Here is a 12,252-nt window from a genome sequence, read left to right as displayed (position 1 = left end):
TGTTTTAAAAGACAAATTTCAATTTTTATTAAAAATCGGACAAAGGTCTGTTCATATAAAAATCAAGGACTTTTGTGCGGAATACGTAATCATATTTTGTTTGAATAAGATTACCGTTTGCGCGGTCAAGATTGGCTTTTGCAATATTATATTCAACGGAGTTGATAGCTCCTACGTCAAAACGAACCTGAGATATGCGGAAAGCTTCCGTTAATGCCCTAACCTGATTTGCAGTTGCAGAATAACGTTTGGCTGCATTGTTCATATCAATGTAAGCTTGTTCAACATTTTTACGTATCGTAAGCTGAACCTGCTGAGCCTGGAATTCGGTAGTGCACTGTTGCAATTTTGCATTTGCCAAATTGTACCGAACCTGGAAATTTGTAAAAATCGGAATTCTTAAACTTAAATTGACTGATGAGTTTCTGTTGAAATTAAGCTGATCCAGATAGCCAAAATGTTTTAACGCGCCGCCCGGTACTGAAACTGTTTGTATAATTGGATATTTCTGATCGTTAAGAAGGATATAGTCACTCGTTGAAGGTACAATTTGCGACTGGTTTGGAGAGCCATCTGAAATAAATCTTTCTTTGGGAGCAACACTCGAAAATGCGGTATTGATACCACCATTCAGCGTCAATGTTGGCATTGCAGAACCGCGGATAATTTCTATGTTTTTCTTGGCCGCTTCGGTACGTAATTCTGCCGCTTTCATCTGAGGCAGATTACTCATCGCGGTTTCATAAATCTGTTGAATTGTTGCGTCATAAGTCCGCAAGTTAGGATCTGCAACCGCAATTTTTATCAAATTGATTTCGTCGCTTCCCGGCATGTTCATTAATTGTTTCAAACTAAGTTTTGCGGTTTCCAGATTGTTTTGTGCGTTAACGAGCGTTAGTTCGTCGTTTGCAAGCTGTGCTTTTAGGTCAAACAAATTACTCTCGGCCAGTGTACCAGCTTCCACAAGTTTCGCTGTGCGCCCAACCTGCAAATTAGAAGCATCAACCTGGCGTTGTGCTACGCCGATTAATTCTTCGTTGCTGATTACCTGTAAGTAGGAAAGGGCAACATTCAGCATAATATCATTTCTGGCAGCGTCCAGATCTTTCTGGCTTGCCATAATGTTGATCTCATTCCGTTTTACCGTGTTTTTCAATTGAAAACCGCTGAACAAAATTACACTGGAACCTAACTGAAACTGGTTCTGGCTAATATTTTGCTGAACAAACTGGTTGGTAAACGGGTCAATGTTACGACCGGAATTGAAACCCTGTACAGCATTAAAACTCAAACTCGGCCAACGCTGCCAGCGCGATTGATCATGAATGTTGTTGTCGCGCTGAACCTGGATTTCTGATTGCTTAACTTGTGGATTTGTTTCCAAAGCAATACGGATACAATCTTCCAGAGAATATGTATTATCTGCTTTTTTTGGAACATTCGTTTGTCCGTAAGCTGACTGAAATAAGACAAGTCCACAAAGCATGAAGGCTAGGAATGCGGATTTTGGTAACGAATTAATCATATGTTATTCTGTGTTAGATGTTCAATATTACATGATGCTACAAAAAACAACCATCCATTTAGTACGGACGGTTGCATAAGTAGGTAAATGGGTATTTTACAATAAATAAAATTAATGGAAAAATAAATATCCGAGCCAAATGCCTGCAATCACGCCAATTAAATCGGCAATGAGGCCTACCACAATAGCATAACGGGAGTTTTTAATCCCGACGGATCCGAAGTAAAGTGCTACTATATAAAGTGTTGTGTCAGCAGATCCCTGAAAAATGCAACCCAACCTGCCAACAAACGAGTCAGGACCGAATTTTGTCATGCCTTCAATCATCAAAGCACGTGCTCCGCTACCGCTTAAAGGCTTCATTAAAGCAACGGGTAAAGCATCCGTAAAGTCGCTGTTAATTCCGGAACTGATCACAATATACCGAAGCCCGTTTATTAGATAATCCATAGCACCACACGTGCGAAATGCGCTGATAGCGACCAGCATTCCTACCAGATAAGGCATTATTTTGACTGAAGTTTCAAAGCCCATTTTTGCTCCGTCAATAAAAACCTCGAACACATTTACTTTTTTGTAAAGTGCGCCCAGAAGAAAAGAAGTAATGATAAAAAGGAGTACTGAATTTCCAAAAACTATGGAAATCGTTTCAATTTGTTCTTTTGGTAAACTGGATAAATACCATAATAACAAAGCAAGAACGGCTGTGACGCCTCCCAAACCAAGTACAACTGTTCTGTTAAAAAGATTGATTTTTTGCCAGGCAGCCGTAATAATCAGAGCAATTACAGTTGTAATATAAGTACCAATCACGCAGGGGATAAAAACGTCGGAAGGATCAGCGGCTCCCAGAATAGCACGTTGTGCAATAATACTTAATGGGATAATCTGAAGGCCCGAAGTGTGCAGTACCAGAAACATGATCTGTGCATTGGAAGCAGTGTCTTTACTTGGGTTTAAATCCTGAAGACTTTGCATTGCTTTCAAACCAAAAGGTGTTGCTGCATTATCTAATCCTAGCATATTGGCACCAAAATTCATGATCATCTGCCCATTGGCCGGATGATTTTTGGGAATTTCCGGAAATAATTTGCTGAAAAACGGACCGATAATTCTGGCCAGAATATTAATGGCTCCGGCTTTTTCTCCTACATTTAAAATTCCCAGGAAAAACGTCATGACACCGGCAAGTGGCAAAGCAATATCCATCACGGCAACTTTTGAAGAACTTAAAATACCCTCCACAACCAGCTTTAAAGTTTCTGTATCACCAAACAGAAGGAATTTGATAAACGCAACCACGAAAGCAATTGTGAAAAAACCAATGAAGATATAATTAAGGGCCATTTGTTGGAGTGAAAATTAGTCGAATGGGTTGTTGTACGTTAACTTGAAATTTAATCAGGGTCTAAAATAATGTAAATTACTGAGATTGCCGTTATACAGAAAAAAAGGGATGTAAAGAGTGTAAAAGTTTCATATCAATGAATTCGAAATTTGAATATTAACGAAATATTCATCAAAGAACTGTCATTCTTTAAAGTCGATTTCCTATCTTCCATTTTTACAAACATTATCCTTCATCTCTTGATATATGAAAAAGTATTATTACCTATTTTCTCTGCTTGCATTATTAGCTTGTAACAAAAAGAACGGATCTGGTGAAAGTGGGGGAGATTCGGCTGTTGAAATTTCCGAAGTTAGAAAAGTAGTAAAGCCTGAGGCTGTGTCAAGTTATAGTGAACCCGTAAAAGATAAAGACGGATTGAATGACTGGAAATTTGCGGTAAGTCTATTTGAAACAGATCAGACGTTCAAATATAAGATCAAAGTAAAATATAAGGAGCTGGAAGCAGAGGATGATCTGATCGTTCCAAATTTAGGAATTCAGCCGAAAGTAGAAGTCCAAAAAGGTAAAGAGCCGCTAACCTGTGTGATTGGTTTTATGGATAAAGAAAATGTTTTCAAAGAATTTAAACGCGTTGAAGTAATCGGTGATGAATTAAAAATCCGCCAAACCCGAAGTTATAGTCTCAGGTAGGGGCGCCCCTTGTGGTCGCCCGGAAATCCCGAAGAAAATAAATCCCGAAAACCGGATTAGGGTAATTTCGGATTTTAAAAAGATCCCGGATAAAGAAAAAGGGCAACCACAAGGGATTGCCCCAACGGAGCCCCGAATGATTGCCCATTCCAAATATCACGAAAGATTTACGACGCAAAAATCTTATCCATAAAATCTTTTATCGTCTGCAGCCGTTTCCGGTCTCCGCCGCTAACCTCAGCTGATGCCCAACCGGAATATCCGACTTTTTGCAGCGCTTTATTTACCTCCGGCCAATTACAGTCTCCTTCAAAAAATTCAACATCAAAACCCTTCCAAAGACCTAGGTCATTCTGTTTCTTAAAACTGAATTCCTTCAAATCAATCTTCAAAATACGTTTATCCAGCGCTTCAATCCAGGAAACCGGCCAGCTATAACGAAGTACATTTCCTACGTCAAAATACCAGCCAATCATTGGATGTTTGAAATCATCAACATATTTCGCTGCTTCTATCGGACTTAGCAAAAATTGATTCCATACATTTTCCAAAGCAATTTTTACGCCAGTTTTCTCAGCAATTGGCAACAATTTCGTAAGCTCAGCACGTGAACGCTCATAAGCCTCTGAATAAGAAACTTCCGCATTAACAACACCCGGCACAACGAGAACCGTAGTTCCGCCATATTGCTTGGTATCCCACAAAGCCTGTTCAATCGATTTTACACACTCCGCACGTTTCTTAGGGTCCGGATCCGATAAAGGTAATTTCCAGTGTTTTGAGTTAACAGTTCCTGGAAGTTCAAGCCCTGTTTTATCTCTTGCAGCCAGTATCTCCTTCATGTTAAGATCATTAGGCGAATCCAGCTCAACACCATCATACCCAATATCTTTCAGCATTTTAAATTTATCCATAACAGATAAATCCTCTTTCACCATACCCCATTTCAGGCTTTTCTTGATCATCGCCCTGGCAGCAGGTGCAGCACTGATTTGTTCAGGAAGCATGATATTGGAAGGTGATGCAATAACGTCAGTCATTGCACCAATTCCCATGACCGTGCCTGTGGAGGCAGCCGTTGCAAACGCAGTATTTTTGAGAAATTCTCTTCTATCCATATCGATATTACGAGAAAGCAGTGATACCAGGTCTTGCAACTTCAACAATCGGAGGCTTCATGTCAAAACTGAAATCTGCTGAACTTTGAGGCCCCAGTTTTTCTGTCGAATTCATTGCCTCTTCCCAGGTTACTCTCTTACCTGTATAGGCTGCCATTCTTCCCATGATAGCCAATAGTGTACTTTGCGCCATAAATTCTCCATCATTCAACGGAGTACCTTTACGGATCGAAGCAAACAGTTCGTCATGTTCAGTTTGGTACATATCATTTTGTTTTCCTTCATATTTCCATGGATTCTGGCCGTAGATTTCGTGAACGTTACGGGCACAGTTTACCATCGCTCTTCCTTTTGTACCGATTGTTTCAACCAGGTAGCTGTTTTCACAATTTGCCTGTTGTCTTGAATGGTGGAAGCCTTTTACTCCGTTTTCGTATTCGTATGTTACAGCAAAATGGTCAAATATATTACCAAAAAGCTCTTCAGTTCTTACCTGGCGTCCGCCGGTTCCGGTTGCCGAGATCGGTAATTTTCCACCCATAGCCCATGACATCATATCAATACTGTGAACAGCCTGTTCAACAATATGATCTCCTGCAAGCCATGTATAGTAAGTCCAGTTACGCAACACATACTGCGCATCTGTCCAGCCTTGTACACGTGGGAACGACCACAATGTGCCGGTATCATATGTATTGTAAATTGCAGAAATATCACCTACTGCACCATCAAGAATCTTTCCGAAACTTGCACGTTTTGGCTCATGGTATCTCCAGCAGAAACCTGACATCAGAGAAAGATTTTTCTGCTTTGCCAATTTAGCCGCATCCAAAACTTTACGAACACCAGGAGCATCCACAGCAACAGGTTTTTCACAGAAAACGTGTTTTCCGGCATTAATAGCCGCCGTTAAATGTTCCGGACGGAAATGCGGAGGAGTAGCAAGCAACACAACGTCAACGCCTGATTCCAATACTTTTTTATAAGCGTCAAAACCTACAAATTTATGTCCGTCATCAACCTTCACTTTTGAACCATGTACCTTCGTAAGGTTTTCGAGTGACGATTGTAATTTATCAGGGAAAATATCACCCATTGCATGTAATACAACATTTGGGTCAGCTTTCAAAGCTTGGTTAGCAGCTCCCGATCCTCTTCCTCCGCAACCAATCAAGCCGATTTTCAGGGTATCAGAATTAGTTCCACCAAAGGCTTTGTTTGGATTAAGAATCGTGATAGCAGGTAAAGCGCTGCCTGCAAGGGCCACACCTGCCATTTTCAAAACATCTCTACGAGAAGCATTCATGTTAAATAAGGGATTAGGTTTTTAAATAATAGAATCACATAAAATCTTAAAGTTTTACAACGCATCATTCTATTTTATGCAAAGGTTTAAAGATAAATAATTCTCTTAGTTTTTTGCCAATTAACTTCAAAAAACGTTCGGTAAAATCACCAAACCACAAATTTAGCATAGGAAAAAATGGTGGCCAAATAATTTAAATTTCGTAAATTATACATTTCTTTGGCTTTGTGGAATTTTGACCTTAAAATGAAAACATCGATCTGGCTTATGGCTCAGGATAATATCCAGGATAATTTACTAATCGTTATATCACTTCTTTTTGTTGTTTCAATGCTTACAATGCTGAGCGAAAAATTACGCATTTCGTATCCCATTTTTTTGGTAATCGCCGGATTGTTAATCAGTTTCATTCCAGGGATTCCTCATATTTCGCTTGAACCCGATTGGGTTTTTCTGCTCTTTTTACCACCGCTTTTATATTTCGCAGCCTGGAATACTTCCTGGAAAGATTTCTGGCAATTTAAACGACCTATAGGACTTTTGGCTATTGGACTTGTCGTTTTTACGGCAACCGCCGTAGCCTATTTATCGAACGCGATGATTCCGGATTTTACTTTGGCTATGGGTTTTGTGTTAGGAGGAATCATTTCTCCACCAGATGCTGTTGCAGCGACTTCTGTTTTACAGGGTTTGAAAATTCCAAAACGGGTTGTAGCGATTCTGGAAGGTGAAAGTCTGGTAAATGATGCATCTTCACTGATCGTTTTCCGGGTTGCTTTGGCGACTTTGTTAACCGGACAATTTGTTTTTTGGAAAGCCGGCCTTGATTTTTTTCTGGTTTCAATCATGGGGATTATTATTGGGCTGGCTATCGCTCATATGCTTTATCTTGTCCACCGGTTTTTTCCAACAAGTTCAAGTATTGATACAGCATTGACATTTATAGCGCCCTATCTGATGTATATCGGCGCGGAACATTTTCATTATTCAGGTGTTTTGGCAACGGTGAGCGGAGGTTTATTTTTAAGTTACCGATCAAATGAAATTTTCTCTTATAATTCCAGAATGCAATCTCAGTATGTTTGGGAAACGGTCGTTTTTCTGTTGAATGGTATTGTCTTTATTTTAATAGGATTACAGCTGCCGGATATTATTGAAGGGCTAGGGAAAAACTCTGTGATGGAATCTGTCACCTATGCCGTAATAATTAGTATCGTTACAATCATAATTCGTCTGCTTTGGGTTTTTCCAAGTACGTATTTGCCACATATACTAAGCAGGAAAGTTCGGGAAAACGAAGCAAGACCGCCTTGGCAAACCGTTTTTATTGTTGGCTGGAGTGGTATGCGTGGCGTTGTTTCGCTTGCTTCGGGTTTGGCAGTTCCGCTCACTTTAACAAATAATACAACAGCTTTTCCGCAACGTGATCTGATTCTTTTCATCACATTTGTTGTGATATTATTTACGCTTGTTTTACAAGGATTAAGTCTGCCATATCTGATCAAATGGCTGAACATTACGGATGATGGCGGAAATGAAGAAGAGCAGGAAATTGCAGTTCGTTTACGTTTGGCAACGGCCAGCCTTAGCCACATGCAGTCTACCTATGGCGAAGAGGTGCAAATGATTGATGCTTTCAGCCGGTTGAAGGAACGCTACGAGCGTATGATCGATAATGCGAATAATCGTTTGGTAGAAAAAGAAACCAAAAGTGCAAACGCTGATTTTCTTCCAAAATACAGAAGTATGCTGGTCGAAATTGTTTCGATCAAGCGGGATGAACTACAAAAATTAAGAAGGGAAAGAATCTATTCTGATGAAATGCTCAAAGCCAGGGAACGTGAGCTGGATTTTGAAGAAGCCCGTTTAAGAGATTCACCCTGAAAACTAAAAAGCTCCTTCGAAATATTTTCGAAGGAGCTTTTTAGTTAAATTCTTTATCCTGAAATTTCAAATTAGCAGAGATCTTGCTCTTTCCACCTAACCTTACTTTGTAAAGGAAAATTTCTTCATCATTTCATCGACCAAAGGATCGCTGTAAATTCCGTAAGCACTTACTAAAACGCCTTTCAGATTATATTTTTCAGAAGAAATTGCATATACAATAGATTCGTCCGACGGATCAGTTTCGCCTTCAAAACGGAAAAATTTATCAATTTCAAATTCATGATGCAGAATTTGAAATTTGCCATGACTGCTTTCGATGTAGTTTTGTTTGAGATTAAACTCTTCGTTATAACCTTCTTTTTCCAATCCTGCAATTGCTTCAACAAGCGTATTATAAGATTCCATAACTGAAAATTTGAGCGTTTAATCCTTTAAACGAATGGTTAAATTACGAATTATCTTCGACAAATTTTCTTAATTCCACTGTACTTCCACAGCGTATTCTTTCAAATCAATCGTCGTAAAATGTTCTCCATTTTGGCGTCTCAACGATATTTTTCCGTTTTGCACTTTTGCAGTTTGCTGTGACAAAACGTCTTTGCTGTTTTTCTTTCTGTAAATCGCAACAAGATTTTCGTTAGTGGTAACTTCCACTTCACAATTTCTGCCTGTTGCAGTAACCAGTTTGGAATGATTTGGCAAATAGGGAGCCCTTGCCAATGCCAGCGCCCTTGATGCCAGTGGTACTCCATAACCCACAAAATTATTCCCGTATGGATACAAATGAGCGGATTTTTCTATCAGCTCAATTACTTCTTTATTGCTAAGTTTTGGGTTAACCTGCATCATACAAGCAGCAAATCCGGTGATCACGGGTGCAGAAAGTGATGTGCCGTATAGCGAAAAACAGGAAACATTAGGTTTGACATAATTTAAAAATTCCGGTCCGACGCTGCTGTAACCAATCCGGTTCCAAAGTTTTGCGTTGGTTGCGCCAATAGATAAAACGCCTCTTGCATCCGCCGGAGCAGAAATGATTCCCCAGCTTTTATCTTCACCTTCATTTCCGGCAGAAACTACGATCATGATACCTTTTCTATCGGCAGCAATTTGCGCTGCACGGGTAATTGCGCTGGTTTTTCCGTCCATTTGAGATGGTTTGTAATTTTCTGACGGATCCGAAAATCCTTTGGCATAACCCAGCGAAGTATTGATCAACCGAACGCCAAGACTGTCCATCCATTCCATCGCAGCAATCCAGTTATCTTCCTCTCCTCGCCATTCGCGCAGTGAATAATCGGTACGTGCCAGATAAAACTTGGAATTCAAGGCCAAACCATATTGCATTTGATCCTGATTATCAATACCTGAAATCGCTGTCAAAACTTCTGTTCCGTGCATATCCGAAAATGATTCTGCGGTACTGAAAAGCAGATCACCTGATCTTCCCGGTTTTACATAATCATGAATCCCTAAAATTCTTTTGTTTGAAAAAATATGTTGCAGAGAAAGTGAAGAATCTGCCCCGTAAAAACCTGCGTCGATCACACCGATTGTGACATCTTTTCCACTAATTCCTGCCTTTTGGAAAGCATTTGCCTGTACCTGTGACATTACCTGCGCCATTTGTGCGCGCTCAACGGGTTTTGTCTGGGCGATATAAAAACCGGATGTCATCGGGACAACTTCTTTTACAAAACTTAGCTGCCGGACTTCCTGTGCCTGTTCAGATGTAAGCACCGCGGAAACTGCATTGAGCCATTTGGAACGGTTAGCAATTTTTACGGAAATATCTTGTAGCTGATTTTGATAATCCGCACGGACAGGCAAATCTGTATCGTCAGTGGCCAGACCAAATTTTTGGCGGGTTTCTAACGTTAACTGGGAAACAGCGGGGGAATTGTCTAAATTCTTATCTTTCAGATATATCCAGTACTTAGGCTGCGCAGACAGTAATGCCGGGACACACAAAAGTGCCAGTAGGAAAATTCGCTTCATTGAGTCTTTTAAAGTTGTTAGGTTGCCTGCGTATTAATGTTACTCCAAGATAACAGGTTATTTTGAATTTCTTCATGAATGACCTTCCTCATGGATTACTTTGACTTATCTTCTATATTATTTAAGAAGTAAAACGTAATTTTACGAATTAAATTACCAGTTACAAAAATTAATAGCTTATGCGTTATTCGGCCATAGATAAAAACCTGTTTATAGAAAATCGTCGCAGGCTTTCAAGTTTGCTCAAAGCGAAATCTTTGGCAATTCTGAATTCCAACGATATCATGCCGACGAACGCGGACGGTTCTATGGGTTTTCGCCAGAATACGGACCTTTTTTATCTAACGGGTGTGGATCAGGAAGAAACGATTTTGCTTGTTTTTCCAGGTCATCCGGACGAAAAATTCAGGGAGGTTTTATTTGTTCGGGAAACAAATGAAATGATTGCAGTTTGGGAAGGTGAGAAATTGTCGAAGGAACAGGCACGTGAAGTTTCAGGAATACAGACCATTTATTGGACGCATCAATACGAAACCGTTTTCAGAAATATCGTTTACGAAGCTGAAAATGTATATCTCAATTCAAACGAACATACCAGAAACGATTCGCCGGTTATAACGCGTGATGCACGTTTTATTACTGAATTTAAGGAAAAGTACCCTTTACATCAATTGCTAAGGTTAGCACCGGTGATGCACCAGTTGCGCGCAATCAAACAGCCTCAGGAAATTGCTTTGATGCAAAAAGCCTGTGATATCACAAAACTTGGATTTGAAAGATTACTAAAATTTGTGAAACCCGGCGTTGAGGAATTTGAAATTGAAGCCGAGCTGTTGCATGAATTTATAAGAAACCGTTCCAAAGGTTTTGCGTACCAGCCGATCATTGCTTCGGGAGCAAATGCCTGCGTTTTGCATTATGTTCAGAATGACAAAACCTGCAAAGATGGGGATGTGATTCTCCTCGATGTTGCCGCTGAATATGCAAATTACGGTTCCGATCTGTCAAGAAGTATCCCCGTAAACGGACGGTTTACAAAACGTCAGCGGGATGTTTATGATGCGGTTTTACGTGTTTTTAAAGCGTCAAAAAGTATGCTGGTTACGGGCGGACTTTGGGACGAATATCATGTGGAAGTGGGCAAGATCATGGAAAGTGAATTAATCGGTTTAGGATTAATTACCAAACAGGATATTGAAAAACAGGATCCGGATTGGCCGGCGTATAAGAAATATTTTCCACATGGGAATTCTCATTTCCTGGGACTTGATATTCATGACGTTGGAAATAAATACCGCCGTTTCGAACCTGGGATGGTTTTCACTTGTGAGCCGGGAATTTATATCAAAGAAGAAGGTCTGGGGATCAGACTTGAAAATAATATTCTGATCACAGCCAATGGCAATATTGACCTGATGGGTAATATTCCGATCGAAGCAGAAGAAATTGAGGAAATAATGAATTCCTGAAAAATATAAATTTGAACGAAAAGCCGGGAGATTCTTTATTCTTCCGGCTTTTCATTCAAACAAATGGCCAATCTAAATACCATGGAGTTTTATACCGAAGACCTCTACAAGCTGCTTTTTTCTTTTTTGCTGGGCGCTATTATCGGTGCTGAAAGGGAATATCGCAGCAAGTCGGCAGGATTACGAACTCTTATTTTAATAGCCGTAGGTTCCACGCTTTTTACTTTGGTGTCAATCCGTATTAGCGGTGATGCCGGTCGGGTTGCCGCCAATATCGTTACCGGAATCGGTTTTATCGGCGCAGGGATTATTTTTCGTGAAAACAACCGGGTCGTGGGTATTACAACGGCGGCTATCGTTTGGGTAACTGCTGCATTGGGGATGGCAATAGGGGCAGGCTTTTATGTGATTGCGCTCTATGCTTTTGTTGTTGCCGGCATGTGTCTGGTTATTTTATCTCCGATTCAAAAGTGGATCAGGAATAAAAACCAGATCAAAAGTTACCGCCTGATGTGTGTTTATCAGAAAAAAACGCTGAAAGATTATGAACAGCTTTTTACACTTTACGGATTAAGTATTCTGGGTGCAGAACAAAACAGATCAGGAAGCCATATTACGGGAAACTGGTTATTACAAGGTTCGCATGAGACGCATGAAAAACTGACGGAATATCTTTTAAATGATTCTGATATTATTGAATTTGACTTTTAGCAACTAACGGGTACTTTATAGTATTAATTTTTGCTTAGATTTTACTGATTGGCGTAAAAAATGAGACAGATCCATAAATAAAAACGTTATCAATAAACCAGTATAAAAAAATTGGTGTTTGAAAAATACCGATACCAATAACCCATTTCTTAAACAGTTCAGAGGCAATTAGTCTGGAACTGACTTTTAAATTAAAT

General features: G+C 39.9%; 10 protein-coding genes. 4 read left to right on the top strand and 6 right to left on the bottom strand.

Annotation, left to right across the window (positions count from 1 at the left end; all coding sequences use genetic code 11):
* Positions 1-28: 28 nt before the first annotated feature.
* Together FDK13_RS12860 and FDK13_RS12855 are read right to left on the bottom strand one after the other, a co-directional pair.
* Positions 29-1,525: a TolC family protein gene (locus tag FDK13_RS12860; protein ID WP_137340391.1), complete on the bottom strand. Its 1,497-nt coding sequence runs from the start codon at positions 1,523-1,525 to the stop codon at positions 29-31.
* A gap of 111 nt (positions 1,526-1,636) precedes the next feature.
* Positions 1,637-2,872: a spore maturation protein gene (locus FDK13_RS12855; RefSeq protein WP_137340390.1), complete on the bottom strand. Its 1,236-nt coding sequence runs from the start codon at positions 2,870-2,872 to the stop codon at positions 1,637-1,639.
* 247 nt (positions 2,873-3,119) lie between these two features.
* Here FDK13_RS12855 and FDK13_RS12850 point away from each other — a divergent pair, with 247 nt between their 5' ends.
* A complete protein-coding gene (locus FDK13_RS12850; RefSeq protein ID WP_137340389.1) occupies positions 3,120-3,566 on the top strand; it encodes a hypothetical protein in 447 nt (148 codons plus the stop codon).
* 167 nt (positions 3,567-3,733) lie between these two features.
* On the opposite strand, the gene FDK13_RS12845 is transcribed toward FDK13_RS12850, so the two are convergent.
* Positions 3,734-4,684, bottom strand: a complete 951-nt coding sequence (locus FDK13_RS12845) for a sugar phosphate isomerase/epimerase family protein (RefSeq protein WP_137340388.1) — start codon at positions 4,682-4,684, stop codon at positions 3,734-3,736.
* A gap of 7 nt (positions 4,685-4,691) precedes the next feature.
* Positions 4,692-5,960, bottom strand: coding sequence for a Gfo/Idh/MocA family protein (locus FDK13_RS12840; RefSeq protein WP_137340538.1), 1,269 nt, complete (start codon positions 5,958-5,960; stop codon positions 4,692-4,694).
* A 276-nt stretch (positions 5,961-6,236) separates the two neighbouring features.
* On the opposite strand from FDK13_RS12840, the gene FDK13_RS12835 reads away from it, so the two are divergent.
* On the top strand, positions 6,237-7,874 hold the full coding sequence (locus FDK13_RS12835; protein WP_137340387.1) for a Na+/H+ antiporter: 1,638 nt from the start codon (positions 6,237-6,239) through the stop codon (positions 7,872-7,874).
* 102 nt (positions 7,875-7,976) lie between these two features.
* Here FDK13_RS12835 and FDK13_RS12830 read toward each other — a convergent pair whose 3' ends face one another.
* Both FDK13_RS12830 and FDK13_RS12825 read right to left on the bottom strand, forming a co-directional pair.
* Positions 7,977-8,282 carry a phosphoribosylpyrophosphate synthetase gene (locus FDK13_RS12830; protein ID WP_137340386.1) on the bottom strand — a complete coding sequence of 102 codons (306 nt, stop codon included), beginning with the start codon at positions 8,280-8,282 and terminating at the stop codon, positions 7,977-7,979.
* A 69-nt stretch (positions 8,283-8,351) separates the two neighbouring features.
* Positions 8,352-9,875: a S8 family serine peptidase gene (locus FDK13_RS12825; protein ID WP_137340385.1), complete on the bottom strand. Its 1,524-nt coding sequence runs from the start codon at positions 9,873-9,875 to the stop codon at positions 8,352-8,354.
* 179 nt (positions 9,876-10,054) lie between these two features.
* On the opposite strand from FDK13_RS12825, the gene FDK13_RS12820 reads away from it, so the two are divergent.
* Together FDK13_RS12820 and FDK13_RS12815 are read left to right on the top strand one after the other, a co-directional pair.
* A complete protein-coding gene (locus FDK13_RS12820; RefSeq protein ID WP_137340384.1) occupies positions 10,055-11,344 on the top strand; it encodes an aminopeptidase P family protein in 1,290 nt (429 codons plus the stop codon).
* A gap of 63 nt (positions 11,345-11,407) precedes the next feature.
* Positions 11,408-12,055 (top strand): MgtC/SapB family protein, encoded by a 648-nt coding sequence (locus FDK13_RS12815; RefSeq protein WP_229216028.1) that lies wholly within the window; start codon positions 11,408-11,410, stop codon positions 12,053-12,055.
* Positions 12,056-12,252: the final 197 nt, after the last annotated feature.

This window comes from Dyadobacter frigoris (assembly GCF_005280585.1).
Lineage (GTDB): Bacteria > Bacteroidota > Bacteroidia > Cytophagales > Spirosomataceae > Dyadobacter > Dyadobacter frigoris.
The sequence above is the reverse complement of the archived record's forward strand: the minus strand, read 5'-3'. Positions and strand labels throughout refer to the sequence as shown.

What these genes read in the sequence shown, in the direction of transcription:
- FDK13_RS12830 (WP_137340386.1), bottom strand. Translation starts at nt 8,282, where the DNA reads ATGGAATCTTATAATACGCTTGTTGAAGCAATTGCAGGATTGGAAAAA.
- FDK13_RS12860 (WP_137340391.1), bottom strand. Translation starts at nt 1,525, where the DNA reads ATGATTAATTCGTTACCAAAATCCGCATTCCTAGCCTTCATGCTTTGT.
- FDK13_RS12850 (WP_137340389.1), top strand. Translation starts at nt 3,120, where the DNA reads ATGAAAAAGTATTATTACCTATTTTCTCTGCTTGCATTATTAGCTTGT.
- FDK13_RS12845 (WP_137340388.1), bottom strand. Translation starts at nt 4,684, where the DNA reads ATGGATAGAAGAGAATTTCTCAAAAATACTGCGTTTGCAACGGCTGCC.
- FDK13_RS12820 (WP_137340384.1), top strand. Translation starts at nt 10,055, where the DNA reads ATGCGTTATTCGGCCATAGATAAAAACCTGTTTATAGAAAATCGTCGC.
- FDK13_RS12825 (WP_137340385.1), bottom strand. Translation starts at nt 9,875, where the DNA reads ATGAAGCGAATTTTCCTACTGGCACTTTTGTGTGTCCCGGCATTACTG.
- FDK13_RS12835 (WP_137340387.1), top strand. Translation starts at nt 6,237, where the DNA reads ATGAAAACATCGATCTGGCTTATGGCTCAGGATAATATCCAGGATAAT.
- FDK13_RS12815 (WP_229216028.1), top strand. Translation starts at nt 11,408, where the DNA reads ATGGCCAATCTAAATACCATGGAGTTTTATACCGAAGACCTCTACAAG.
- FDK13_RS12840 (WP_137340538.1), bottom strand. Translation starts at nt 5,960, where the DNA reads ATGGCAGGTGTGGCCCTTGCAGGCAGCGCTTTACCTGCTATCACGATT.
- FDK13_RS12855 (WP_137340390.1), bottom strand. Translation starts at nt 2,872, where the DNA reads ATGGCCCTTAATTATATCTTCATTGGTTTTTTCACAATTGCTTTCGTG.